Origin of the sequence: Nocardia sp. NPDC005825 (assembly GCF_040630175.1) — a bacterium.
Taxonomy (GTDB): domain Bacteria; phylum Actinomycetota; class Actinomycetes; order Mycobacteriales; family Mycobacteriaceae; genus Nocardia.
In genome coordinates, this window is the sequence record NZ_JBEXXC010000019.1 from 29,996 (window position 1) to 51,868 (window position 21,873).

The 21,873-nt window shown below is 66.5% G+C and carries 23 protein-coding genes; 10 read left to right on the plus strand and 13 right to left on the minus strand.

Features of this window, described 5'->3' with window-relative positions:
• Nucleotides 1–63: 63 nt before the first annotated feature.
• Complete coding sequence (locus ABZ382_RS32900; RefSeq protein WP_357097225.1) at nucleotides 64–915, minus strand: hypothetical protein; 852 nt, start codon at nucleotides 913–915, stop codon at nucleotides 64–66.
• Nucleotides 916–1,733: 818 nt separating this feature from the next.
• Here ABZ382_RS32900 and ABZ382_RS32905 point away from each other — a divergent pair.
• Complete coding sequence (locus tag ABZ382_RS32905) at nucleotides 1,734–2,720, plus strand: DUF6301 family protein (protein WP_357097227.1); 987 nt, start codon at nucleotides 1,734–1,736, stop codon at nucleotides 2,718–2,720.
• A gap of 319 nt (nucleotides 2,721–3,039) precedes the next feature.
• Here ABZ382_RS32905 and ABZ382_RS32910 read toward each other — a convergent pair whose 3' ends face one another.
• Nucleotides 3,040–3,315 (minus strand): hypothetical protein, encoded by a 276-nt coding sequence (locus tag ABZ382_RS32910; RefSeq protein WP_357097229.1) that lies wholly within the window; start codon nucleotides 3,313–3,315, stop codon nucleotides 3,040–3,042.
• A gap of 19 nt (nucleotides 3,316–3,334) precedes the next feature.
• On the opposite strand from ABZ382_RS32910, the gene ABZ382_RS32915 reads away from it, so the two are divergent.
• Complete coding sequence (locus ABZ382_RS32915; RefSeq protein ID WP_357097231.1) at nucleotides 3,335–3,832, plus strand: DUF4259 domain-containing protein; 498 nt, start codon at nucleotides 3,335–3,337, stop codon at nucleotides 3,830–3,832.
• Between the two features lie 43 nt (nucleotides 3,833–3,875).
• A complete protein-coding gene (locus ABZ382_RS32920; protein WP_357097233.1) occupies nucleotides 3,876–4,319 on the plus strand; it encodes a hypothetical protein in 444 nt (147 codons plus the stop codon).
• Between the two features lie 12 nt (nucleotides 4,320–4,331).
• On the opposite strand, the gene ABZ382_RS32925 is transcribed toward ABZ382_RS32920, so the two are convergent.
• Entirely contained in the window at nucleotides 4,332–4,763 is a 432-nt protein-coding gene (locus ABZ382_RS32925) for a tautomerase family protein (protein ID WP_357097235.1), read from the minus strand.
• Between the two features lie 97 nt (nucleotides 4,764–4,860).
• On the opposite strand from ABZ382_RS32925, the gene ABZ382_RS32930 reads away from it, so the two are divergent.
• On the plus strand, nucleotides 4,861–5,454 hold the full coding sequence (locus ABZ382_RS32930) for a helix-turn-helix domain-containing protein (RefSeq protein ID WP_357097237.1): 594 nt from the start codon (nucleotides 4,861–4,863) through the stop codon (nucleotides 5,452–5,454).
• Nucleotides 5,455–5,553: 99 nt separating this feature from the next.
• A complete protein-coding gene (locus ABZ382_RS32935) occupies nucleotides 5,554–5,922 on the plus strand; it encodes a DUF2834 domain-containing protein (RefSeq protein ID WP_357097239.1) in 369 nt (122 codons plus the stop codon).
• A 22-nt stretch (nucleotides 5,923–5,944) separates the two neighbouring features.
• Here the strand turns inward: ABZ382_RS32935 and ABZ382_RS32940 are convergent, their stop codons facing one another.
• The 3 genes from ABZ382_RS32940 to ABZ382_RS32950 all read right to left on the minus strand — a co-directional run bounded on the left by ABZ382_RS32940 (nucleotide 5,945) and on the right by ABZ382_RS32950 (nucleotide 8,295).
• A complete protein-coding gene (locus tag ABZ382_RS32940; protein ID WP_357097241.1) occupies nucleotides 5,945–7,543 on the minus strand; it encodes a hypothetical protein in 1,599 nt (532 codons plus the stop codon).
• A 68-nt stretch (nucleotides 7,544–7,611) separates the two neighbouring features.
• Nucleotides 7,612–7,815, minus strand: a complete 204-nt coding sequence (locus ABZ382_RS32945; protein ID WP_357097243.1) for a hypothetical protein — start codon at nucleotides 7,813–7,815, stop codon at nucleotides 7,612–7,614.
• A gap of 15 nt (nucleotides 7,816–7,830) precedes the next feature.
• The gene (locus ABZ382_RS32950) at nucleotides 7,831–8,295 is read right to left on the minus strand and encodes a hypothetical protein (protein ID WP_357097245.1); all 465 of its coding nucleotides are present in this window, start codon (nucleotides 8,293–8,295) and stop codon (nucleotides 7,831–7,833) included.
• A 368-nt stretch (nucleotides 8,296–8,663) separates the two neighbouring features.
• On the opposite strand from ABZ382_RS32950, the gene ABZ382_RS32955 reads away from it, so the two are divergent.
• Complete coding sequence (locus ABZ382_RS32955) at nucleotides 8,664–9,542, plus strand: helix-turn-helix transcriptional regulator (protein ID WP_357097247.1); 879 nt, start codon at nucleotides 8,664–8,666, stop codon at nucleotides 9,540–9,542.
• Nucleotides 9,539–9,754, plus strand: coding sequence for a DUF397 domain-containing protein (locus ABZ382_RS32960; protein WP_357097249.1), 216 nt, complete (start codon nucleotides 9,539–9,541; stop codon nucleotides 9,752–9,754). Before ABZ382_RS32955 ends, ABZ382_RS32960 begins: the two co-directional genes overlap by 4 nt.
• Here ABZ382_RS32960 and ABZ382_RS32965 read toward each other — a convergent pair.
• From ABZ382_RS32965 to ABZ382_RS32980, 4 genes are all read right to left on the minus strand, one after another.
• Nucleotides 9,739–11,040: a lysine 2,3-aminomutase gene (locus tag ABZ382_RS32965; protein ID WP_357097251.1), complete on the minus strand. Its 1,302-nt coding sequence runs from the start codon at nucleotides 11,038–11,040 to the stop codon at nucleotides 9,739–9,741. The two genes, ABZ382_RS32960 and ABZ382_RS32965, sit on opposite strands and share 16 nt — an antisense overlap.
• 50 nt (nucleotides 11,041–11,090) lie before the next feature.
• A complete protein-coding gene (locus tag ABZ382_RS32970; RefSeq protein ID WP_357097253.1) occupies nucleotides 11,091–12,188 on the minus strand; it encodes a DUF5919 domain-containing protein in 1,098 nt (365 codons plus the stop codon).
• Nucleotides 12,189–12,245: 57 nt separating this feature from the next.
• On the minus strand, nucleotides 12,246–14,843 hold the full coding sequence (locus ABZ382_RS32975) for a DNA translocase FtsK (protein ID WP_357097255.1): 2,598 nt from the start codon (nucleotides 14,841–14,843) through the stop codon (nucleotides 12,246–12,248).
• Between the two features lie 160 nt (nucleotides 14,844–15,003).
• Complete coding sequence (locus tag ABZ382_RS32980) at nucleotides 15,004–15,621, minus strand: TIGR03085 family metal-binding protein (protein WP_357097257.1); 618 nt, start codon at nucleotides 15,619–15,621, stop codon at nucleotides 15,004–15,006.
• Between the two features lie 245 nt (nucleotides 15,622–15,866).
• Here ABZ382_RS32980 and ABZ382_RS32985 point away from each other — a divergent pair, with 245 nt between their 5' ends.
• Complete coding sequence (locus tag ABZ382_RS32985; protein WP_357097259.1) at nucleotides 15,867–16,256, plus strand: DUF4189 domain-containing protein; 390 nt, start codon at nucleotides 15,867–15,869, stop codon at nucleotides 16,254–16,256.
• A 19-nt stretch (nucleotides 16,257–16,275) separates the two neighbouring features.
• The gene (locus tag ABZ382_RS32990; protein WP_357097261.1) at nucleotides 16,276–16,836 is read left to right on the plus strand and encodes a hypothetical protein; all 561 of its coding nucleotides are present in this window, start codon (nucleotides 16,276–16,278) and stop codon (nucleotides 16,834–16,836) included.
• A gap of 77 nt (nucleotides 16,837–16,913) precedes the next feature.
• On the opposite strand, the gene ABZ382_RS32995 is transcribed toward ABZ382_RS32990, so the two are convergent.
• Entirely contained in the window at nucleotides 16,914–18,968 is a 2,055-nt protein-coding gene (locus ABZ382_RS32995; RefSeq protein ID WP_357097263.1) for a ribonuclease J, read from the minus strand.
• On the minus strand, nucleotides 18,965–19,873 hold the full coding sequence (gene dapA / locus ABZ382_RS33000) for a 4-hydroxy-tetrahydrodipicolinate synthase (protein WP_357097265.1): 909 nt from the start codon (nucleotides 19,871–19,873) through the stop codon (nucleotides 18,965–18,967). Before dapA ends, ABZ382_RS32995 begins: the two co-directional genes overlap by 4 nt.
• 146 nt (nucleotides 19,874–20,019) lie before the next feature.
• Here dapA and ABZ382_RS33005 point away from each other — a divergent pair, with 146 nt between their 5' ends.
• Nucleotides 20,020–20,463 carry a hypothetical protein gene (locus ABZ382_RS33005; RefSeq protein ID WP_357097267.1) on the plus strand — a complete coding sequence of 148 codons (444 nt, stop codon included), beginning with the start codon at nucleotides 20,020–20,022 and terminating at the stop codon, nucleotides 20,461–20,463.
• Here ABZ382_RS33005 and ABZ382_RS33010 read toward each other — a convergent pair.
• The gene (locus ABZ382_RS33010; RefSeq protein ID WP_357097269.1) at nucleotides 20,384–21,835 is read right to left on the minus strand and encodes an MFS transporter; all 1,452 of its coding nucleotides are present in this window, start codon (nucleotides 21,833–21,835) and stop codon (nucleotides 20,384–20,386) included. The two genes, ABZ382_RS33005 and ABZ382_RS33010, sit on opposite strands and share 80 nt — an antisense overlap.
• Between the last annotated feature and the right edge of the window lie 38 nt (nucleotides 21,836–21,873).

A 21,873-nucleotide genomic window follows, 5' to 3' on the forward strand; every position in this document is an offset into this window, starting at 1 on the left:
ATGCCGCCCCCGGGCGGCAAGAACGACGAGAACCTACAGCGGGCACGCGGCTCGTAAGCCCGGTCAGTTGGTGCAGGGGCCGGTGCCGGACGCGGCGATCGGCACCCATATTTGTCCCGTATTGCCGCTGATCGAGCCGCTGGCGCCTTGGGTGAGCGGCGGCACATAGATCGCGCCTTCTATGCGGTGGAATCCGCTCGTGGTGGGTGTCCACGGGGCGCTGGCGGTGGCGGCGTCGGTCCACACATCGGAGCCGATCATCTTGTCGCTGTCGAAGAATTGGATCTCGTTCTGGGTGCTTCCGTTGGGCCAGTGCCCCCGACGGGTCGGCGCCGCCGACCCTGTCCCCATGCCGCCGGAGGCTGGCGACGTGGCCCACCATGCCGCCACGAGGGCGTCCGGATATCCGACGAGGTCGAGGGTGATCGGGCACCCGACCTGCGGTGTCCCGTGCATGGTCAGGCACGCCTGGTTCGCCTTGCAGGTGGTCGGGTCGCTGGGCGTCCCGGTGACCTGGACCGTGACCGGCCCGAACACCGCAGCCGCGGGCGGGGTCGGGATACCTGAGTTATTGGGCAGCACTTCGGTGTTCTGGACCACGTACACCTGGTGGGTGCCGCTGAACGCCGGGGTCCAGGTCAGGTTGACCGTCCCGGTGGCATCGGGTCTGAAAGTTGCGTACTCGTTGGTGGTCACGCCCCCGGAGGCGTCCATGACGAAGAACTCCGCGTCCGTGGCGCCGGTGCTCGGCCTGACACTGAATTTGTAGGTCTGCCCGACCTGGAACGTAGTGCCCGGCAACGTCATTCCGTTGCCGGTAACGTCGGCGTGCGCGGGAATGGCGATCGAGGCGGCGAGGGTGGCCGCGATAGCGGCGAGTCCCGCACCGAGTGAGCGAATGAAGCGATGAGTCACGAAACGAATCCTTCTGACCTGACCTTCGGCGGCCCCGACAACCCGGGGCCTATGAAACACGAGCAGATCAGAGTTTGGGCCGCAGCGACGTCGGAATCGAATCCCCGCTCAGCCATCAAAAACTGTGGCTGGCGCCGATCACTGCACAGCTGCATGATGACGAGTTTGCGGGCAGGTCTCGAGGACTGGCCACCGGCAGGTCCAGCCCGCGGCGGTCAGCTGCTGCGCCAGGTCGTCGGCCTGGCGGATGCCCGCTCGGAAAATATAGGTGTGCCACTGACCTGCGACAATAGTAGCGCCGGCCACGCCTCACCGACCGGAATGGGTCATCGATCGGCCGAACAGCTATGCCTTCGTTCGTCAACGATCCAGCGCACAAGCCTATCCGGATAGCTTGGGCAGTACTTGAACGCATCCTCAATTCGGCATGTCAGGATGTCTGTTCTACCGCTGTAGGTTCGAGGACTTGGCTGAGCGGGAATGAGGGACGCAGCGCAGCGACCAAACAGGATCGGTGCGCGAAAAGCTCTTGGAAACCTTGTATCTCGCGAGCGGCCACCGTTAGAGCACGAAACTCAGCGCTCGTGCTGTGGACGGTACCGCCGCAGAACGCGCACTCGTAGGACTGCATCAGGTGATCATCCCGTGAGTCTCGGTTGAACACCGATCGCGGGGTGGTCGACCTGAACGAGCGGGTCGCGGCAATATAGCGCGTTGGGTGAGCGCGTTCAGGCTCGGACTAGTTCCAGCTACGACAGTGCCGTCACTGAAGTGGTTGTGGTCCAACGGCTGTCGTTCGCGGGTCGTAGTATCCGGGCATGCAAGGTGACATTGACGGGGCTGTTCGTATCGCCGGCCTCGCTTTCAACTTCACGTGGCGGTGGAGAACCGACGATGTCGAGAAGTTCCGTGATGTGGCCGGCTGGGACGAGGTCGAGATGCTGTCGCAGGGTTTAGGGGTGGACTTCGGTACTGGCCTCAACATCACCCCGGCCATCGCTCGTGCGACGTACGACCCCACGTTCTTCGAGCGCCGTCATTCGCCAAAGCAGCAGGTGACGGAGCTGTCGGTTCGTGTCACCGACAGAGTTGATGCAAACAATCCCGAGAGCTGGCCGAAGCTGATCGACACGTTCGCCGAGATCGCTGATCGCTTGACTGCGGAGTTGAAGAAGCCCGACGTGGCGACGCCAGGTCCACGACCCAGCGTTCGGTGGACTCGGGCGCGAGTGGTTCTCACTCTCGAAATCGGCGCCGAGTCTGTGATGCTGAGGATCGTCAATCCCCTATACCAGAGATGGTGGGATGAACTTCTGGCCCACGAGGATTCCGACGACTTCGAAGATGAAGACGAGGATGCCGAGGACCTCAACGATCTTCAGGTACCCCAGACATGGGAGGCGTACTCGAAGGCGCTTGCCGTGACGATGACCCGGCTTCCCGGTAATGGAGTGTTGGTCCTCGGTTCGACCACCAAGAACGTCGTGGAAATCGAGGCGGGCGGCTTCAGCATCGAATGCCGGGTGACTGCCGGGACCGGAAGTCCTGCAGAACAACACATCTCACCGAGCGAGTGGTCCGAAATGGCCGATAAAGGCTGGTCGGCGCCCAGTAGCCGGGCAAACGCCTGGGAGCGCTCACTGCGGTGGCCTGCCTCCTACCACGAATTCGAGGCAACGGCAGATGCTGTTGTCGAGGCCGTGCGGCTTGTGCTTCGCCCGTCGCGCCCATCGGATATTCATGTGGACGGCTGGATGGATCTCTCCGACGATCGCCCGGACCTCTCAGCCCTCGGTGTCGCCTGAACAGAAGGCTCCGCCGCGCACGCCATTCGGCATGAGCGCGCACAGCCGACGGCCGTACGGCACTCTGCCCGTTGATCTTCGGTTGCCCCGCGCTGGCCGGTTCGGTCAGCGCGGTCAGCGCCATCGTCGCCGAGGGGCGCATCCTGGAGGGCTTTTGTCCAGATTCACCTCCACCATGTGCCACTCACTCGGCATTCGGCAGTGGCGGACGTTCCGCACCGCACCAGGTTCCGGCCGCCGGCCCACACGGGCCGGTTCGGTCAACGCGGTATGCGGCAGTAGCGGACATGTCGTCGGGTGTGACACCACCGCATGAAGTTCATTCTGGCTTCGGACGCTGGTGACCACATTCGAGGCGGGTGCCGGACTGGTCGTAGACATCTGGAGGAGCGGTGGTGCCCAGCCACACCGTGACGCCCTCGTCGTTCCACGACACGTCGAAGTGTGCGTCGCCGAGCACAGATTCCTCGAAGTCGTTGTCGTCGTACGCGATGGTGAATGCATCCCCGGGCCGCATCCAGTAGTCCTCGGGGATCGGCTCGGTCCACAACCGAAGCAAGTCATCGGATGCATTGCTGAATCTGATCTTGGGCACCTGCGGAGAGTAGGGCAGCTTGTGGCCCGCCGCCCGCGAAGTTGCCAGACCGCGGCGGCGCTTTGAGGCACGCGGTGGGTTGATAGGCTGGGCGCGCCAAAAGCGTTCGGGTGGAGAGGTTGTTATGGGTGTCTGGGGGCCGGGGAACTTCGACAGCGACACCGCAGCGGATGGGCTCGGGGAACTGACCGATCACATCATCGGCAATATTGCCGAGCAGTTCCAGGACACCTCGGACGACACGGCATTGGAACCCGATGAGTGGGGTGGGGACATGGTTCCTGCCTGGCTGGAGATTCTGATCCAGATCGTCGAACCCGCGCGGGTCGGTGCGAGCTTCCCCTCGGTGGCGGTGCTCGGGGAGTGGCGCGAACGGTATCTGCGGGTGTGGGACGAGTACATCGACGAACTCGGGCCGGACGACGAGTTCAAAACTCAGCGGCGCGAAACACTTACCGAGACATTCGACCGAGCGATCGCGTTGGCCACGACTCGTGAGCAGGACCAACGCATCTAGAGCAGGATCGGGCAGCCGCTGACCGGAGATCTCTGAATCACCCATGACGCCGAGAGAACTCTTCACTCAACTGGGAGCCGATGGCCGACGGCAGGTTCATCTGTCGCTGTGCGAGGATGCCCTGCCGATCTGGATCGGTTACGTCCGTGGGAAACCCGCCTCGCTTCGCTATCGGGACTCGGTTGTCGGGATGCGGCACCAGGTGGATGTCGAGCTTCCGGGTGATGCCCTTCGCTCCGCTCGGGCCGGTGCGGACCTCGCGGATATCGGCCGGCGATACCTCGAACCCATCGCCGCGCTGCAAGATGACGATCTGACGTTTCCCGACCCGGTCGAATTCGCCTACTACGCGATCTACAACTGTTTTCGGAAGTACTCGCTCGGCGACGACATCCCGGATTGGCTGATCGTCAACCAGGCCTTGTCCGTTCACGACGACAGTGAAGCGGCGCAACGGCTGACGCGCGCGATCGACGCCACGAATTAGGCGTTCGGCAACTCACGCATTCTCGCGCTGCGCCTGCGCGAGGGTGGCCAGCTCCTTGAACTTCACGATGTTCCCGGCGGCTCCCCAGGTGCCTTCCGGCTGTTCGCGGATCAGGACCCACACTCGCCAGGAATCACCCTCGGCGAGACCGGCGGCCGCGAGGATCCGTTCGGTGACTTCGGCGACGAGGCCGGCCTTGCGGCGGTCCGACAGCCCGCCCTCGGGAACGGTCACATCCACCCGGAATCTCGGCAGATCGTCTTCCAGCGCGGCGAATCCGCCGTCGGCGACCTCCTCGACGCGGCACCACGCCTGCGCCCGGAAGAAGGCGGTGTCGGGTGCACCTTCCCACTTCAGCAGGGACTTCGGCAGCGACTTCAACAGCTCGGCGCGAGCCTGTCCGGTCAGGACTCCGGCGGGCACGGTCAGGTGAATCATCGGCATCGGGTTGCTCCTTCAGATCGCGGAAGACCGAGCTATAACGCTCGTTATAATCAACGGACGCTACTATATGACGACCGTTATAGACAAGGAGGTAGTGGTGGCTGAATCGCAGGACTCACGCCAGAAGTTGGTGAGCGGCGCGGCCGACATGATCCGGCGGCGCGGCCTCAACGCCACCAGCGTGCGGGAGCTGGCCAAGCACGCTCACGCGCCACTGGGATCCACGTACCACTACTTTCCCGGCGGCAAGACGCAGCTGGCCACCGAGGCCGTCACGTTCGCGGGTGACCTGACCGCGGCGGTATTGGTTCGCGAACTCGAGAACGGCCCGATCGAGGCGTTGCACGCATTCCTCGGAATGTGGCGAAAGATAGTGGTGGACACCGACTTCCAGGCCGGGTGCCCAGTCCTGGCTGTCGCGGTCGAAGACCTTCCCGAAGCAGAGCGAGCACCCCACGCGGCAGCAGCCGCCGCCTTCGCCCAATGGACCGACCTACTGTCGGCGGCGCTGCGCGAGCACGGAGCCGATCCGGATGATGCCGAGCACACCGCCACACTGATCATCGCCGCCATCGAAGGAAGCGTCGCCATGTGCCGCGCGGAGCGCAGCACCACGGCGCTCGACCGCATCGGCGCCAAGCTCGAGATAATCGTCAATGCCGCGATCGCGCCATCAGGCACCCAGGACTGAGCCGACGCGGCAACCGCATCTACCAGGTCCACAACCCTTCCAATACTGTTACTCTCAGTAACATACACCGAGCGGTATACACATATCGAAGGAGTAGCCATGTCCTGCAACGTCGCAGACCAATCGTGGCGTCGACCGACCCTGATCGCCACGCTCATCGCCGCCTTCATCACGCAGAACTCGATCGCCCTGCCCTACGTGCGGCGCAACGGACCGAAGTCGGCGCTCGACTTCTTCGTCGGCGACATCTACAAGACCGTGCCCGGCCGATTCGCAATGATCGACCTCACCTTCGTGGTCCTGGGGTTTCACCTCTGGGCGTTCGCCGAGGCTCGGAAACTCGGGATCATGCGGTGGTGGGCGGCGTCGTTCGCACTGACCTTCACCGTCGGAATCGCCACAGCCATACCGTTTTTCCTGTTGGTTCGTGACTTCACCGTGGAGAAGGCCGCATCCGACACTGCGTAATGCCGGCAGACCGAGCTACCAGTCAGGTCCAGCCGGACCGGCGTAACTTCTGAACTTGGGGGTCGTCCTGGGCTCGGTCCCACTTCCCGATGGAGTCAGCCATGGAGTAGACGGCCAAACCACCGAAGAACAGGGCAACACCCGTCACCAGGGTAGGCCAGTGACCGATCAAGAAAAGCCCCGTGAATCCCGATAAGAGGCCACCGAGGACCATCAGCGCGCCCATCGCCTCCGCAGATCCCAAGAGGCGGTGCGTGGCACGGCATCTCTTACAACGAGGAACGAGGACGGTGGTCAACTCGGGGTCGACTTCCCGTCCCCCGTGCTCGTGGTAGCCGCGCCGCCGCCGGTGCATGAACTCGGAGTACTCTGCCCCGACCACGCCGCGCCGCACGCGGCAGAACGGGCAGACGTACTCCCGCCATTGCCTTTCGAGGACCTCTATCGTCCAATCGAGGCGCTGGACCTGCGATGTTTCCGTCGCAAATGGCCTGGCCGCAGCCAGCACCTCGCGCGCCCCGTCCCAATCCTTGGTGGCGTTGAAATAGGCTACGACGCAATGGATCGCGGTGGTGGACGCCTGGGAATCGACAGGGCGTGCCCTCACCGAATCCTCCATGGCTGTCGTGCGGACCCATTTCTGGGCTCGGCCCTCTTCCACCAGCAGATTCCGAACCTCCTGAAGCACTTCCTCGGGCTTCGTGTCGGCAGTGCAGAGCACCTGCGTGTCGCGGCGCCGGCGGTGCCACTCCAGTTGCCGGGCAAGTTGGTCGCGCGCGAAGTCGATGTCGGCGAAGTCGAACACGCTCGGGTGCATGACGATCTGGGCGCGGAACTCGTCGAGAACCTCGAATTGCCGTTCAGCGGCTGACTTCTCGCCGGTGAGGATGGCGTGCGCGATCGCATTGGTGTGGATTCGCAGGACAGCCGCGGGCAACCTCTCGCGGATCAGCGCCAGTTCCGGCGAGTCTTTCCGGTACCGACTGCGGCCGATCCGTGCGGCGTGCTCGCCCAGCCATTGCCACGTTTCCTCCGCGCCGATCGCGATATCCCAGGCCGTGAGGGCGTCGAGCCAGGTTTCAGGCTGCTCGCCGCGTGGTGTCTCGAGTGCCTCGATGTGCCTCAGAACTGCCAGGTTGTGGGCCGCGATCGGGTCGGTGGGCAATTGTTCGAGCCACTGTCGGTTGGCGCAGTCGATTCCGTCGGTCGCCGGATCCACATAGTCGGTGGGCCAGAACCAGAACAGTTCATTGATCAATCGATCGATGGGATTCGCGAGGCTTTCGAGTACGGCTGACACGTCGGCTGGCTGCGGTCGCGGGGTCACCGGCAGCACAGTGGGGTGGACGAGTCGACGGCTTCGCCGGCCACCGGCCCCCAATTCGGTGACCATCTCACGTATCGGCCCCGCCCCGGTGTCGATCCGCAGGCCCGCGAGCCGAAACGCGTTGTTCCGATACGGAGAATCGAGGATCGTGGCATCCACCGCCTTGATCAGCGTTCCAGCCCGGAATGCGAGATCGCTTGGTCGGGATCTGGCACGCCCGTAAACGAGGGCTTGCTGTGACGCATCCGGTGGTCGAATGGTGCGTCCTCCGGCCGTCTCGCGGTCTTCAGCCATGCTGTGCTGCCTTGTCCCACAACGGGAGCCTGATCGCACTCCCCCCATGATCAACGGTACCGCTCGGATCAAGCGAATTCGGCGGAGAGCCGGGCCGCCTCGCGTCTCGAAGCTGCGGCTACGCGCTTCTCGCCTTCGAGGCGGGCCCGGATCGCGGCGACCGAGTGGGGATTCGGAGGGGGCGGGTGCAGGAAATAACGACGGACAGGGACGAAGAGGCAGAGGGCAACGGTGAGGAAAGTTATTGCGGTGGTCGCGATTTCGGTGAGCATCGGAGCCTCCCGGGATCAGGACGGGTAGGTGCGGGGAGATTCGCGGAGCGCGATTCGGAGGGCGCGAAGGACTGTCGCGAGAGGCTGGAGGGTCTCCCACTGGGGGTATCTGAACCAGATCGGCTCGGAACGGCCGGAAGAGCGTGGGGAAGGGAGGATGAGGTCCCTGCCTGACGGGAGGAATTCGCAGTGGGCGCGGGCGCGGAAATCGTTGACGTGGAGGGTGATGTCGACTCGGGTGGGAGCGGCCAGGAGGACTAGGGTGCCGCTGCGCTCGTCGAGGATGGGGGTGGTCTGTTTGGTCCAGAACAGTTCGTCGTCGATCGCGGCGGCGAGGGCGAATGGGGCGCTGATCGCGCTGACGTCGGTGGTGGACAGGGTGATTCGGGGGCCGGTGATTCGGCAGGGCAGGCCGTAGAGTTCCCGGTACAGCCACAGCTGACGGTCGAGTGGGGTCTCACCTGTCACGTGCGCGGGCATTGGGCCTGGCCTCCTTCGAGATAGCCGCGGGCGCTTTCCGCGCGCGGACATCGCGGCACGCAGGCGGCGTGGATTGCCAGAATCCCTTCGGCGCGTTGGCGGGTGATCGGCCAGATGCGTGGGTCGGCGCAGCTGTCGTGGACCCAGAGTTCGGTGGGGTGAGTGGCCATCTGACGTCCTCTCGACCGCTGGTCGTGGTCCACCCAGTTCACGCGCGTTCCAGTGGGGTGAAAACTGAAAACTGAAAAACCAGATCGAGTTTCCCGTTTCCCCAGCGCCGTTCCCGAAGTCGATGGGACGATTTTCCCGATCCTGAAATCGAGGCCCGTGAACTCTGGAAACTGCGACGGCATCAGAACGGGAAACCCATGGCCGAGAACACGAGTACCCTCACGCGCCGCCAGTTGGGGCGGTACCTGCGCGAAGCGCGGGACGCGGCGAAGCTGACGCTGAGTCAGGCTGCGAAGGTGATGGAGTGGGGCACCAGCACGCTCCAGCGGATCGAGGTCGGGGAGACAGCCAAGATCCGGATACACGATCTGGACAAACTGATCAATCTGTACGAAGTCGATGACCAGTGGGCGGTCACGCTGCGGGCCATGGCTCAGCAGGCGGCGGTCAAGAGTTGGTACCACGAGTTCGGTTCGGTTATCCCCGAAGACTTTCGGCTGTACGTCGACATGGAGTACAACGCCCGGATCCTGACGTCGTTCCAGCCGGACCTGGTACCGGGCCTGCTCCAGACGCGCCCCTACGCGAGGGTCCTGACCAGCGACGCCTATCCCGACGACGATGAGGACAAGCTCGCGGGCAGGCTCGAGTTGAAGGCCCGGCGGCAGCGTGCGATCACCCGCAACGTCAACCCGGTTCAATTCACCGTCATCCTCGGCGAAACTGTGTTGCGCCGAGTCATCGGAGGGCCGAAAGTTATGGTCAACCAGCTCGAGTACCTCGCCACAGCCGGCACCCGGCCGAATGTTTCGCTCCGGGTCCTCCCGTTCTCAGCCGGAATGCCGACTGGCCGTCAGACGGGCCCGTTCGTGATCCTCGAGGCGAAGCTCGACAACCGCGGCGATCCGGCCGAGCCGCCGACGGTGTACGGAGAGGGGTTCTCGACCGACATGTACACGGAGAAGTCGGACATCGTCGAAAGTTACATATCCGCCTTCAAGACTCTCCAGCGGGTAGCGCTGGACGAAACGAGCAGCAGGCAACTGGTGCGCGAGGCAGCAAGGGAGTTTCAGTGAACGACGAACTACGCGAAGCACTCTGGTTCAAGAGCAGCAAGAGTGGCGGCGGCAAGGAGTGCGTCGAGGCCGCGTTCCTGGGCGGCGGCCGGATCGGGGTGCGTGATTCCAAGGATCCCGGTGGGGCGGCGCATGTTTTCACTGCGGGGCAGTGGGATGCGTTTATCGGGGCTGTTGCGGCTGGGAGGTTCGATATTCACGGTTGTTCGTAGGGGAAGCGGGGGGCGAAGGCGGGGGTGAGGTCGTCGAGCCAGCGGGCCGTGTCGCTGTGGGTCGCGAAGAACGGGGTGCCTACGAGGGATTCGTCGCGGGCTTGGAGGAGGCGTAGGGCGAAGACTTGGCGGTCGGCGATCGTGGTGACGCCGTCGATTACGACCTTGCCGGGGGTTGCCGACATGACTGGGCCGCGGACCGTTCGGGCCAGGCCGGGGACCGAGCGGTAGGCGTCGGTGAAGATGGCGGTCGCGGCGGCCAGGGGGACCGCGAAGTGGTCGCGGGGGCCGGTGTCGCGTTCCACGAACATGTAGTACGGGATCATGCCTAGGCGGACCTCGTTGCGCCACAGGGTGATCCAGTCGTCGGCGGTGTCGTTGACGGTGCGCACGATCGGGGATTGGCAGCGGATCACGGCGCCGGTGGCCTGTAATCGGCGGATCGCGTGGCGGACCACGTCGGTCTCCAGTTCGCGGGAGTGCGAGACGTGGGCCATGATCGCCAGATGGCGGCCGGACTCGCTGATCCGGGTCAGCAGCTGCAGGAGTTGATCGGCGTCGGGGTCGGTGACGAAGCGGTGCGGCCAGAAGGCCAGCGCCTTGGTGCCGATCCGGATCGAGGTGATCTGTTCCAGGTGCGGGTCCAGCAGCGGCTCGAGGTGCCGGGCCAGGACGTCCGCGCTCATGATCATCGGGTCGCCGCCGGTGATCAGGACATCACTGACCTCGGGATGGCTGTCCAGGTAGCGGATCAGCACCTCGGGACCCGCGGCGGCCATGCGCAGGTCCGGCTCACCGACGAACTGGGCCCAACGGAAGCAGTACGCGCAGTAGGCGTGACAGGTTTGGCCGTTGCGCGGGAAGTACAGCACCGTATTGCGGTATTTGTGCTGCAACCCGTCGAACGACTCCCCCTCGGTGGCGGGGCGATTGAGGGTGCGCTGGCCCTCCGGATGCGGGTTCATCGCCTTACGGATGCGGGTGGCGGTGTGGCGGAGGTCGGCGGAGGAGGCGTCGTGCGCGAGCAGGGTCGCGATCTCCGCTCGATCGTCGTCGGCGAGCATCCCCGGATGCGGCATGGTCAGCCGGAAGATCGGGTCGTCGGGCGCGCGTGTCCAGTCGATGAGCTCGTCCAGGACGTAGCGGTTCGTCCGGAACGGCAGCACCTCGGCCACCGCGGCCAGCTCCCGCGCCTGCTCGGCGTCGAGCCCGGCGCGGGCCGCGATCGCCGGCAACTCCCGAGCGCCGATCGCGCGAAACCCATACCCCGTGGTGCCCAGCGACATCCGATGCCTCCAGCACGGCCCGACGGATGTCGAGCGACCGAGCAACGATCCTAGCGATCCTCGGCCACCTCGTCGGCGCGGGGAGGTTGCCCGGGCGATGCTGCCGGCCGCATACAGAGGAACTCGCCGTCGGACGAGTCGCGGAAGATCCGGCCCGCCACCGCGGTGAGCCGAGCGATCAGCGCCGCATCGACCACCCGGACCAGATCATGGTCGGTGCCGTCGTCGAGCCGCGCCCGGATCGGATCGGTCCCCACCCGGCTCAGGAAACTATCCGTGCGAGCACCCTGCAGATACCGAATATCGTCCACCACAATCGATTTCACCAGCGACCTGCGCCGATCACCGGTGCCGTCGGACAGGGTCACGTCGATCAGGTATTCCAGCGGGACGGACCGGCCCCAGACCGCGTGGAATCGGTCGTTGACGAACTTGCCGAGCGGCGAATGCACCGACACCTCGAGCTGGCGCGAATCACCGGAGAGGCCGTCGATCGTATAGAACGAGATGAGGCACCGGTCGTCGGAGCGATACATGGTGACATCGGGACCCGACGAGTAGAGCCGCACCTGGAAATCCGCGCCGGGACCGTGGTGCGCACGCTCGAGCTCGCCGATATCGCGCTGCAGGGCCCGCAGGGAAATCAGATTCAGCGCCAACTGCCGTTGCAGGTCCTCGGCCGCACCGAGTTCCCGGTCACGCTGCTCGGCCGCGAGCGTGGACGGGTTGATCAGCAGCACCCGCACCGACACGCCCCGGGCCAACACATCCCGGGTGATCTGCCCGAAACGATCCGAATGCGGCTCGACCAGCATGTTCGAGAAGGTGTCGACGATCCGGATGGCGTTCACACTGCGGTGAGCGCGGTCCAGGAAGCGCCGATAGTCGAGCTCGCGATGCTCGCGCACCCGGGATTCGCCGACCCGCTGAATGATCGGGGTGAGCAGGAAGATGGTGAACACCGCGCCGATCAGGTCGGCCGCGGTGTTCAACTCGAAATTGCGCCAGTAGTCCGGCATTCCGCGAGCCAGCGCCGCCAGCAGCAGGACGGTCGCGACACCGACACCCAATCCGGCGATCCAGCGCGGTTCCGGCCTGCGCCACCGCCGCTTCCAGCCCCGGCCCCATGAAACTCCCCCGCGTGCCACAGGATTCAGATTAGGGGCACCGCGGAGGAGCTTCAATATGGAGCGGACCGCTCAAAACTACTCGGGCTCAGCGCCATCCGTGGGCGGTTCGTCGCCGCCGCCCCGGATACTCCAGAGCAGGCCGTCGAGTTCGTCGGGTTTGATGAGGACGTCACGGGCCTTGGAGCCTTCCGACGGGCCGACCACTCCCCTGGTTTCCATCAGGTCCATGAGGCGGCCCGCCTTGGCGAAGCCGACGCGGAGTTTGCGCTGCAGCATGGACGTCGAGCCGAACTGGGAGGTGACCACCAGTTCGATGGCTTGCAGGAGGAGGTCGAGGTCGTCGCCGATATCGGGGTCGACGTCCTTCTTCTCGCCGGCCTTGGCTGCGGTGACGCCCTCCTGATAGTCGGGCTCGGCCTGGGTCTTGGCGAAGTCGACGACGCCGGCGATCTCCTCGTCGGAGATGAAAGCACCCTGGAGACGGGTCGGTTTGCTCGCGCCCATGGGCAGGAACAGGCCGTCGCCCATACCGATCAGCTTCTCCGCACCGGGCTGGTCGAGGATGACGCGGGAGTCGGTCAGCGACGACGTGGCGAAGGCGAGGCGGGAGGGGACGTTCGTCTTGATCAGACCGGTCACCACGTCCACCGACGGACGCTGGGTCGCCAGCACCAGGTGAATGCCCGCGGCGCGGGCCTTCTGGGTGATGCGGACGATGGCGTCCTCGACGTCGCGGGGCGCGGTCATCATCAGGTCGGCGAGCTCGTCGACGATGGCCAGGATGTACGGGTAAGGGCGATACACCCTTTCGCTGCCCAGCGGAGTGGTGATCTGGCCCGACTTCACCTTGCGGTTGAAGTCGTCGACGTGGCGGACCTTGCTGGCCTGCATGTCCTGGTAGCGCTGCTCCATCTCCTCCACCAGCCAGGCCAGCGCGGCGGCGGCCTTCTTGGGCTGGGTGATGATGGGCGTGATCAGGTGCGGAATGCCCTCGTAGGGCGTCAGTTCCACCATCTTCGGGTCGATGAGGATCATGCGCACCTCCTCGGGGGTGGCGCGGCACAGCAGCGAGACCAGCATCGAGTTGACGAAACTGGACTTACCGGAGCCGGTGGAACCGGCCACCAGCAAGTGCGGCATCTTGGCCAGATTCGCGGTGACGAACTCGCCTTCGATGTTCTTGCCCAAGCCGATCACCAGCGGGTGATGGTCGTTGCGGGTGCTGGAAGCCTTCAATACATCGGCCAGGCGCACCAATTCGCGGTCGGCGTTGGGGACTTCGATACCGACGGCCGACTTGCCCGGGATCGGGGCCAGCAGGCGCACGTTCTCGGTGGCCACCGCGTAGGCCAGGTTGCGGGCCAGCGCGGTGATCTTCTCGACCTTCACGCCCGGGCCCAGCTCCACCTCGTAGCGGGTGACCGTCGGGCCGCGCACGAAACCGGTGACCGCGGCATCGATCTTGAACTGGACCAGCACCTCGGTGATGGCCTCGATCATGGATTCGTTTGCCGCGCTGCGCTGTTTCGGCGGATCGCCGTCGGTCAGCAGGTTCAGCGACGGCAGCGTGTAATCGCCATCCACCTCGCGGTCGGTGACGAACTCCAATTGCTCCGGCGGAGGCGGGGTCTGGTCGACCACCGCGGGAGCGGGCTTGGGGGGCTTGGCCTTCGCCGGGGCGGGCTTGGGCTTCACCTCCGGCTGGACGATCTCCTTCGCGTCCTGCAACGGGGGCTCGCCGAGGATCTCGGTGACCGCGTCCGAACCGCCGAACTCGTCGGCCGGATAGTTCTCCGACGGGGTGCGGCCGCGACGCTTGCGCACCTCGGGAGCGTGCAGCGGGAAACCGTCCGCGTCGTAGTTGGACGGATCGTAGGGGTCGTCGGAGTAGCGGTCGTACTCGTCGCCGCCCGCGCTGGTGCCGAAGATCTCCCGCAGGCGTTCGGGCACATCCCGGACCTGGGTGCCGGTCAACAGCAGCAGGCCGAAACCGATGGCCAGCATGAGCAGCGGGACCGCCAGGAACGCGGACAGGCCCTCCGAGAGCGGGCCGCCCACCACGTAGCCGACGAAACCGGCGGCGTGCGCGCGCCCGTGCGCGTCCGACGGGGAACCCGCGGCCAGATGCCACAAACCGAGGATCGGCAGACCCGCCATCAGGCCGCCCAGCACCAGCCGCGGCCGGATCTCCGGCTGCGGCTCGGTGCGCATCAGAATCACCGCGATCGCCACCAGCACGAACGGCAGTGCCGCCGAAGCCGATCCGGACACCGCCCGCACCGCGGTATCGACCCAGTGCCCGACCGGACCGCCCGCCGACAGCCACACCGCCGCCACGATCAGGAAAGCGAAAGCCACCAGACCGAGCGCGATCCCGTCACGCCGGTGGCCGTGCTCGATCTCCCCCGCCCGGCTGACCGCCCGCGTCGTCGCGCCCAGACCCCGCGCCATCATGGTCCAGCCGCTGGTCACACCGCGCCGGACCACCGCCAGCGGGGCCGTATTGGACTGCGCCCGCCGAGGCGCCGGCCGCCGGGCCGGAGCCTTGCGCGCCGCCGTGCCGCGGCCCTTGGCCGGGGTGCGTTGGGTGCGCGCGCGGGACTGCGCGGGAGTCTGCCCCCGCGTGGCCCCCGCTCGCGTACGTGACGTTCCGGTGCGGGCCTTACCTGCCATGCGTCCCAGGCTAGCCGCAACAGCACCACCCGGACCATCCGCAACACCCGGCCCACCCGAATCAGAAACTGTGGCGATCACAACGAAAAACCGCCGCCGACGCCGCGATCAGGCGGGAAACCACCGGGTCAGCGGGGTTCCGCGTACCCCTCCGGGCAGATTAGACGCTGCGGTCGAGCGCGTGCACCAACTCGACATCCTCCGGCGCGCCGGTCGCCTCCAGACGGACCGCGTTGCGGCCGAAAGCGTGCAACAGCAGCTCCGAGGGCGGACCGGCCAGCACCACCGTGCGATCCCCGGCCTGCCGCGCCACCGTGCGGCGGCCGTCCGGCGTGGCCAGCGCGATGGTGATCGGCGACTTGCGATAGGCCATGCGGGCCAAGCCCGTCAGCACCTTCCACAGCCGGTCCTCGTCGGCGGCGGACAGGGTGCGGGGCTCCCAGCCGGGCGCGCCACGGCGGACATCCTCGTGGTGGACGAACATCTCGCTGGTGTTCATCAGGGCGTCGACCGGGCGCAGATAGAACGGCGGGCCGGAGCGCACCTCGTCGAGCAGCTGCGCGAACGGGCGCTCCGTGACCTTGCGCTGCACGCTGTCCAGATACGGGGCGAACGGCTCGAGCAGGATGCCGGGGGCGGCGTCCGGGCGACGCTCACGAACGACCAAGTGCGCGGCCAGATCCCGGGCCGTCCACTCCCCGCACAGGGTCGGCGCTTCGGGGCCGGCTTCGGCCATCGCCTGAACCAGGGCCTGGCGCTCACGTTGGGCCATATTCATAAGGGGGACCTTAGTCCGGGTTGTCCGGCTTCGCACCGGGGCGTTAAGGAAACCACACGGTCTCCCATAAGGACCGCCGCTGATCATGATCTGGCACCGGATGTGACAACACAGCCGGAGGCGGCCCGCAACGCGCTGCCGCCGCACAAACCACAGATGCCGGTTGGCGTCAACACTTCCGGATCGGTAACTTGATCCCTCGGTCCATAGGGTCGTGGACCCGAAAGCACAAGAAGGGCAACACCTTGAAGAAGATCGTCAGCGGCGCAGCCGTGATGGTCGCGGCCGCCGGTTCCCTGCTCGCTGGGACGGCTGCTCCGGCCAATGCCTACCAGGACTACAACTACGGCGCCATCGCGCTGTCGGTGTCGACCGGTCGTATCGGCTACTCCTACGACTATTCCGACAGCCCTGCCGCGCAGAACGCCGCCATGAGCTCGTGCACCTACAACGACTGCAAGATCGTCGCGCGCTTCTCGAACGGCTGCGGCGCGGTCGCCTACTCCTCGCGCGACGGCTACTACACCTTCGGCGCCGCGTCCTCGCGGATCGCCGCCAAGAACCAGGCGCTCAACCGGAACTCCGCCGGCGCCACCATCATTCACTGGAACTGCACCACCGGTTACCAGCTCTGAAATCACGGGGAGAATTTCGTTGAAGCACACCGTTTTCCGCGCGACCGCCGCGCTGATGCTGGCCACCTCGGCCTTCGGCCTGGTGGCCTGCAGCAAGTCCGATGACACCACCAAGGCCGCCGCCACCACCTCGGCCGCCCCCGCCGGCAAGTTCGACGGCAGCACCGACGGCGGCGACGCCAAGGTCACCGGCGCGGCCCCGGCCCCCACCACGGTCGCCGACCTGCCCAAGCCCTCGGTCGCGGACCTGAACGACAAGGTCACCAAGGCGTTCGACCCGTCGATCGACTCCAAGACCAAGACCGACTGGATCGAGAACGCCGGGCTGGACCCGCAGCTCGCCCAGAAGCTGGTCGACGCCGCCAAGGCCAACAACGTCAAGATCAAGATCACCAACGTGGGCGACCCCGCCGAGGGCAAGCTCAAGGCCGACGCCGACGTCACCATCGACGGCAAGCCGGTCCAGAACGCGACCGTCTCCTTCGTCGCCGACGGCACCGACTGGAAGATCGACCACAACTACGCCTGCAGCATCGTCAAGGCCGCCAAGCTGGATTCCGCAGCCTGCCAGGACAAGTAGCAGCACGCGCACAGAACAGCGCCCCGCAGCCGCACGGCTCCGGGGCGCTGTCGCGTTGCGGCCCTTGCGGTTCCGGCCTAGACGCCGATGACCGTGGGGACGATCATCGGGCGGCGGCGGTACTTCTCGGCGACCCAGCGGCCCACGACACGGCGGACGGACTGCGCGATGCGATGGGTGTCGGTGACGCCCTCGACGGCCAGGCGGTGCAGTTCGCTCTCGACGAGTTCCTGGGCGCCGGAGAGGGCCTCGGGATCGTCGGAGAAGCCGCGGCCGCTGACCTCGGGGGTGCTGACGGCCTTGCCGGTGGCGGAGTCGACGGCGACATTGATGGAGATGAAGCCGCCCTCACCCAGGACCAGGCGGTCCGAGAGGGTGGACTCGCCGACATCGCCGACCGAGAGGCCGTCGACGTAGACCTGGCCGACCGGGACGCGGCCGGAGATGGTGGCGATGCCGTCGACCAGGTCGACCACCACGCCGTTCTCGGCCAGGATGACCCGCTCCTCGGGGACGCCGGTCGCCACCGCGAGGGCGCCGTTGGCGCGCAGGTGCCGCCACTCGCCGTGCACGGGCATAGCGTTGGTGGGTCGGACCGCGTTGTACAGGTACAGCAGCTCGCCCGCCGAAGCATGGCCGGAGACATGGACTTTCGCGTTCTGCTGGGTGACGACCGTCGCGCCCAGGCGGGCCAGGCCGTTCACCACCGTGAACACCGCGTTCTCGTTGCCCGGGATCAGCGAGGAGGCCAGCACCACCAGATCGTCGGGCCGGATGTTGATCTGACGGTGGTCGCCACGTGCCATGCGCGACAGCGCCGACAGCGGCTCCCCCTGCGAACCGGTCGAGATCAGCACCAGCTTGTGCACCGGCAGGTTGGCGGCCTGATCCAGATCCACCACCAGGTTGTCCGGGATCTCCAGATAGCCCAGATCCTGCGCGATCTGCATATTGCGGACCATGGACCGGCCCACGAAGCAGACTCGGCGGTCGTAGCGCTGCGCCACGTCCACCACCTGCTGGATGCGGTGCACGTGCGAGGCGAACGAGGCCACGATGACCCGGCCCTTGGCCTTGCCGATCACGCTGTCGAGCACCGGGCCGATCTCGCGCTCGGGCGTCACGAAGCCCGGCACCTCGGCATTGGTGGAGTCGACCAGGAACAGGTCCACGCCCTCGTCACCCAGGCGGGAGAAACCGGCCAGGTCGGTGAGGCGGCCGTCGAGCGGCAGCTGATCCAGCTTGATGTCGCCGGTGTGCAGCGCGATGCCCGCGGGGGTGCGGATCGCGACCGCGATCGCGTCCGGGATGGAGTGGTTGACCGCGAAGTACTCGCAGTCGAACGCCTCGTGCTGGGTGCGCTCGCCCTCGGTGACCTCGATCAGGTTGGGCTGCAAGCGATGTTCGCGGCACTTGGCCGCCACCAGCGCGAGGGTGAACTTGGCGCCGATCACCGGAATGTCGCGGCGCAGGCGCAGCAGGAACGGCACCGCGCCGATGTGATCCTCGTGACCGTGGGTCAGGATCACCGCGGCGATGTCGTCCATGCGGTCCTCGATGGGACCGAAGTCGGGCAGGATCAGGTCGACGCCGGGCTGCTGGTCCTCGGGGAACAACACACCGCAGTCGACGATCAGCAACTTGCCGTCGTACTCGAAAACGGTCATGTTGCGGCCGATCTCACCGATGCCGCCGAGCGCGAACACCCGCAGACCACCCTTGGGGGCCTTCGGCGGAGTGCCCATGGCGTGCGGATCGCGCGGGGCCGGAGCCTGGTCGCGGCCACCCTGCCGGGAACGGCCACCGCCGCCGCGGCGGTTGCGGTCGCCACGGTTGCGGGAATCGTCCTGACGCGAACGGGATTCGTCCTGACGGGAACGGGGGGCCTCGTCGGCCGGTCTGGACTGGGCGGCCTTGCCGCGGTCCGAGGAGCGGCCGCGGGCCGGGCGCTCACGGGCGGGCTCGGCTTCCGCGCGAGCCGGGGCGACCTGCGCCGGTTCCGGCTGCGCGGCAGCCGAACTCACGGTTTCGGGCGCGGGCTTCTCGGCGGCAGCGGGCTGCTCCGGAGCGGGAGCCGGGGCGCCGGCGGCGCGGCTGGCACTACGACGGGGGCGGCGAGCGGGGCTGGTCACGCAATCACCCCCGCGGCACGCAGGTCCACGGCGAGCTCGTCGAGCTGATCGCCGTTCGGCATGAGTTGTGGCAAGCGTGGTTCTCCGGTCTCGACTCCGAGCAGGCGCAGCGCGCCCTTCGTCATGGCGACACCGCCCAAGCGCGACATGGCGCGGTTCAGCGGGGCCATGCTGACATTGATCTCACGGGCGCGGGCGATATCCCCGGCCTGGTAGGCGTCGATCAGGGCGCGCAGGCGATCCGGCACGAGATGACCGATGACACTGATGAATCCGGTCGCGCCGATCGAGAGCCACGGCAGGTTGAGCACGTCGTCGCCGGAATAGAAGGCCAGCCCGGTCTCGGCGATCAGCTCCGCGCCCGCGCCCAGATCGCCCTTGGCGTCCTTGACGGCGACGATGTTCGGGTGCTCGGCGAGACGGCGAATGGTGTCGGTCGCGATGGGGACCACCGAGCGCGGCGGAATGTCGTAGAGGGTGACCGGCAGATCGGTCGCGTCCGCGACGGCGGAGAAGTGCGCGAACAGCCCGTCCTGGCTGGGACGCGAGTAGTACGGGGTGACGACCAGCAAACCGTGGGCGCCCGCACGCTGAGCGTTGCGGGCGAGCTCGATGCTGTGCGCGGTGTCGTAGGTGCCGGCGCCCGCGATGACGGTGGCGCGATCACCGACAGCGTCCACGACGGCGCGCAGCAGATCGAACTTCTCGGACTCGGTGGTGGTGGGCGACTCGCCGGTGGTTCCGGAGATCGCGAGCAGATCGACGCCGCCGTCGATCAGACGGGCGGCCAGCGCGACACCGGCATCGACGTCGAGCTTGCCTTCGGCGGTAAAGGGGGTCACCATCGCGACACCTACTGTGCCGGACGCGCGCAGCTCGGTTCGCGTCGATTCACCGTTCGTCATAGTCAGAAGGCTACAGCGTCGCTGGAACGGGTTTTGCATCGTTATACCCGAACCGTGCCCGGCAGGTTGGCGATTCGACTCGAGCGCCCGTTTCTGGCGTCAAAAGTTTCCTTGAATGACACCAAACATGACGTCACACTGGTGTCATGGATCTGAACAAGTACACCGCCCAACTCCGCGAGAATCTCATCGCCGCCGCGGCCCTCGGCGACGAGAAAACCCAGGCCACCGCCGCCGCTCTGGCCGCCGCCACCGAGAGCTCCGCCCGCCTGATCCTGCTGTCCGCCCTCTCGGAGCTGGCCGCCGAGGTGAGCGCCACCCTCCCCGACCGGACCGTCCACGTCTCCGTCGACGGTACCGACGCCCACGTCGATGTGCGCAAGACCGCAGCCACCGACGAGCACCCCACCTTCGAGGAGGTCACCGGCGACATCAGCCGCGTCACCCTCCGCCTGGTCGAACAGATCAAATCCCGCGCCGAGGAAGCCGCCGCCCAGAGCGGCGTATCCCTCAACTCCTGGTTGTCCTCCACCGTCCAGTCCGCGCTCCGCGATCAGATGCGGAAGGGCGGCCGCTGGGACGAGTCCTGATCCAGCACGCGGCCAGCACCGCGATCACCACCGCCGTTCCGGCGGCCGCGACGAAGACCGGACCGTAGGCCGCGTTCGCGCCCGCGATCGTCGCGAATATCGCGAGACCGATCGCTCCGCCGATCTGATTGGCGGTGCCCGCCAGACCCCCGACGATCCCCGCATCGCCGTCGGGCGCGTCGGCGGTCGCCAGTGCCATCAGGGTCGGGAAGGTCAGACCGATGCCGACGGCGATCAACAGGGTCGGGCCGAGTACGCCGAGGAGATAGCCACTATCGGCACCGGCGTAGGCCAGCCAGGTGAACCCGGCGAGCAGACCGGCACTTCCGGCCAGGATCTGCAGGCGAGCTCCGGTTCGCGGGAGCAGAGTGGCGGACACTCGCGCGAACACCAGGAACGTCACCGCGGCGGGAGTCTGCCCGAGCCCGGTCCGTAATGCGCTGTAGCCCAGCACATTCTGGAGGAGCAGCGAGGTGAAGTACCACATGGCGATGCTGATCGCGCCGAACAACAGCAGCAAGGTGTTGCCGACGGCCACCGGCCGAACCCGGAACAGCCGCAGCGGCACCAGCGGCCGGGCGGCGAACCGCGCCTCCACCGTGACGAACACGATCAGCAAGAGCGCACCGAGGCCGATCGGCCCGGCGACCGCACCCGACAACCACCCGTGATCGGCACTGCTCATGACACCGAAGATCAGGGCGGCGAGCCCGGAGGTCCCGGTGATCGCGCCGACGAGGTCCAGTGATTCGCGGTCCGCGCTGCGCGCACCGCTCAACGACAGCAGGGCCAGTCCGGCCAACGCGGCACCGATCGGCACATTGATAAGGAACACCCACCGCCACGACAGCCCGGTGGTGATAGCCCCGCCCGCCAGCGCACCGGCCATTCCACCGATCCCACCCGCCGCCGACCAGGCCCCGAATGCCCGTGCCCGCGTGCGGGTCTCGCTGAATTCGGTATTGATCACCGCCAGCGTCGCGGGCGCCAGCAACGCGGCCCCGACCCCCTGCGCGAACCGAGCCGCCACCAGCGGCTCCGCGGTGGTCGCGAGACCGCCGAGCAGACTCGCCGCGGAGAACACCGTCAGCCCGATGATCAGCATCCGCCGCTGCCCGAACAGATCCGCCGCACGACCGCCCAGCAGCATGAACCCGGCGAAGGCGAGCAGATAGCCGTTGACCACCCACGCCACGCCCGTGGCACTGAAGCCCAGGTCCCGCTGCACCGACGGCAGCGCGACATTCACGATGGACGAGTCCAGGATGACCATGAACTGACATGCGCAGACCAGCGCCAGCACCAGTCGGGTGGGATCGAAGTACTTTCTGCCCCTGACGGTCTCGGCATCCGCATCGACCTCGACACTCATGGCGACTCCCCTTGCTAGAATTAGTTACGCACATAATG

Excerpts from the sequence above, each read along its gene's own strand:
- ABZ382_RS32950 (WP_357097245.1), bottom strand. The coding sequence starts at position 8,295 with ATGCCCGCGCACGTGACAGGTGAGACCCCACTCGACCGTCAGCTGTGG.
- ABZ382_RS32905 (WP_357097227.1), top strand. The coding sequence starts at position 1,734 with ATGCAAGGTGACATTGACGGGGCTGTTCGTATCGCCGGCCTCGCTTTC.
- ABZ382_RS32920 (WP_357097233.1), top strand. The coding sequence starts at position 3,876 with ATGACGCCGAGAGAACTCTTCACTCAACTGGGAGCCGATGGCCGACGG.
- ABZ382_RS32940 (WP_357097241.1), bottom strand. The coding sequence starts at position 7,543 with ATGGCTGAAGACCGCGAGACGGCCGGAGGACGCACCATTCGACCACCG.
- ABZ382_RS32975 (WP_357097255.1), bottom strand. The coding sequence starts at position 14,843 with ATGGCAGGTAAGGCCCGCACCGGAACGTCACGTACGCGAGCGGGGGCC.
- ABZ382_RS32935 (WP_357097239.1), top strand. The coding sequence starts at position 5,554 with ATGTCCTGCAACGTCGCAGACCAATCGTGGCGTCGACCGACCCTGATC.
- dapA (WP_357097265.1), bottom strand. The coding sequence starts at position 19,873 with ATGACGAACGGTGAATCGACGCGAACCGAGCTGCGCGCGTCCGGCACA.
- ABZ382_RS32980 (WP_357097257.1), bottom strand. The coding sequence starts at position 15,621 with ATGAATATGGCCCAACGTGAGCGCCAGGCCCTGGTTCAGGCGATGGCC.
- ABZ382_RS32965 (WP_357097251.1), bottom strand. The coding sequence starts at position 11,040 with ATGTCGCTGGGCACCACGGGGTATGGGTTTCGCGCGATCGGCGCTCGG.
- ABZ382_RS33005 (WP_357097267.1), top strand. The coding sequence starts at position 20,020 with ATGGATCTGAACAAGTACACCGCCCAACTCCGCGAGAATCTCATCGCC.
- ABZ382_RS33010 (WP_357097269.1), bottom strand. The coding sequence starts at position 21,835 with ATGAGTGTCGAGGTCGATGCGGATGCCGAGACCGTCAGGGGCAGAAAG.
- ABZ382_RS32925 (WP_357097235.1), bottom strand. The coding sequence starts at position 4,763 with ATGCCGATGATTCACCTGACCGTGCCCGCCGGAGTCCTGACCGGACAG.
- ABZ382_RS32955 (WP_357097247.1), top strand. The coding sequence starts at position 8,664 with ATGGCCGAGAACACGAGTACCCTCACGCGCCGCCAGTTGGGGCGGTAC.
- ABZ382_RS32945 (WP_357097243.1), bottom strand. The coding sequence starts at position 7,815 with ATGCTCACCGAAATCGCGACCACCGCAATAACTTTCCTCACCGTTGCC.